Source organism: Planktotalea sp., from assembly GCF_049680325.1.
GTDB lineage: Bacteria > Pseudomonadota > Alphaproteobacteria > Rhodobacterales > Rhodobacteraceae > Planktotalea.
This window is the reverse complement of record NZ_JBAUHO010000177.1, coordinates 1-1,828: the sequence shown is the minus strand read 5'-3', so window position 1 is coordinate 1,828 and position 1,828 is coordinate 1. Positions and strand designations below refer to the sequence as shown.

Here is a 1,828-nt window from a genome sequence, read left to right as displayed (position 1 = left end):
CGATCCCACCGTGGAACGCAGATTCCGTGCTGCCTTCCCACATGAACGGAAACTGGTGAATAGGTTGGCAAGCCTTGCCAGCGATTTGCCACTTCTCGGAGTTGGAAGCAAAGAAAACCACAAAGGCCGATCAAAGAGGCACCCCACGTATATCAGCGCTTCGCCTCAGCCCGAGTATCTCGCAGCGGCAAAGTTGGCGATCATACAACTCGGTGCAAATGCGGACCGCGGCGAACTGCTCAGGTACGCCGAAAGTATCCTTCAATCTGCCAGGCAGCGACCTGTGGATATCCAGTAATTAAGGGCACAAGACTCATTCAAATCCCTGACAATACATCAGCGTCCAAGAATTAAGGGCACAATGACAACAATAATATACTATTGGTGCAATGTGATTGGAAACATGCTACATGCTAGGTGACCGATGAAGTCAAACCTTTTTACACACATCGTCTTCGCTGCATCCGTTGCTACACTCTCGCAGGCAGCAACACCTCAAAGGGTTGCGGCTCAAACCTACCAAATTGATTGCGCGATCCTGCTCTGCCTATCCGGTGGCTGGCCCGCTTCGGTTCCCTGCGCGCGTGCCAGAGCTGAGTTCATACGGCGGATCACGCCCTGGCCCGTTGAACCTCCACTTCAGATCTGGCGCTGTCCCATGGGTGTAGCCTATCAGCCGGGCAGTGATACGAACTCGGCGGCGCGCATCTTCGACATTCTGGACAATGGTCTCGACACCCTACCCCAGAGCTATCCTGAGTTTCCGACTGAATCTAATGCGCGACCTGTCCCCGCCGTCCTCCGAACGACGGACGCCACAGCCGGACAGCTGCCCAATGGCCTCGTCCTGCGCCTGATCCAAAACCGCGCCGATATCGACATCAGCGGACCTGAGTTCAACTTTGTGCGTTCAATCCGGGTTTTTGATGTGCGCTACGCGCACCAACACGAATCCGGTCCAGACGATGATTGCAATCGGAGCGCGACGGTCGTTCTCGGAACCTATGGGACACAGGGTGATTTCTCCTGGGCACGCTCTGCACTAAGCGCCCTGCCCGAGGCACATGTTGGCCTCGAACGCTGGGGGCAAAACTGTCCGAGCATCTACCACCGCTCTGTCTTCGTCGATTGGCGTGACTATGAGGGCAATTATGGTTTCGAACAGGTGGACTATTGATTGGCGGCGTCGAAACTTGACCCAGATTTGAAAGCGAAACTGCTCTTGGTGGACGAAACCTACCTAACCGTTCCAATAACCGCACACTCACAATGAACAATAATATATCATTGATTTTTGCTGGGAGCGCGGTTTCACGCATTTTCCCGGCGAATCACTCGCCCAAATCGAACAGAGCTACATTCTTGTTAGTCAAATGACGCTTTGGTCTTCGAACTTCAAAGCTGCGCTCAAATCCGATGATCGGCATCCGTCGCGCGTTCGGCCACCGTCAGAAGTTCAGCAGCGTCGGCCTCCATAGCCCTCGCGAGCACAACCAACTCAATGACATCGATCCTGCGCTCACCACTTTCAACGCGGGCCACAAAGGACTGATGGCATTTCAGCCGAGCCGCTAACTGTTCCTGCGTCAGCCCAGCATTTTTGCGCGCCGCAATGAGTGCATCGCGGAGCGCTTCATGCCCTGAACTTCTGATTGTCTTTGCCACGTGTCACAAACCCCTTGTGACCGGGCTAATCTACTTTATAGATTATCTAAAAAGTGGATAAATGATGTTTTCCATAGACTTGTTCGAACATCACGTTGCCTCGCGAACTAGCCTGTTGTCGGGTCCAGCGTACCGTTCCGCAGAAATGTGCCATCTGTCATTC

2 protein-coding genes are annotated in these 1,828 nt (G+C 53.6%); one reads left to right on the top strand and one right to left on the bottom strand.

Annotation, left to right across the window (positions count from 1 at the left end):
• Positions 1–424 precede the first annotated feature (424 nt).
• A complete protein-coding gene (locus WBC85_RS08205) occupies positions 425–1,177 on the top strand; it encodes a hypothetical protein (RefSeq protein ID WP_424435111.1) in 753 nt (250 codons plus the stop codon).
• Between the two features lie 230 nt (positions 1,178–1,407).
• Here WBC85_RS08205 and WBC85_RS08200 read toward each other — a convergent pair whose 3' ends face one another.
• Positions 1,408–1,665: a helix-turn-helix domain-containing protein gene (locus tag WBC85_RS08200; RefSeq protein WP_424435108.1), complete on the bottom strand. Its 258-nt coding sequence runs from the start codon at positions 1,663–1,665 to the stop codon at positions 1,408–1,410.
• Positions 1,666–1,828 lie beyond the last annotated feature (163 nt).

Bases quoted from the DNA above. Each gene is read 5' to 3' on its own strand.
- WBC85_RS08205 (WP_424435111.1), top strand. From the start codon at position 425: ATGAAGTCAAACCTTTTTACACACATCGTCTTCGCTGCATCCGTTGCT.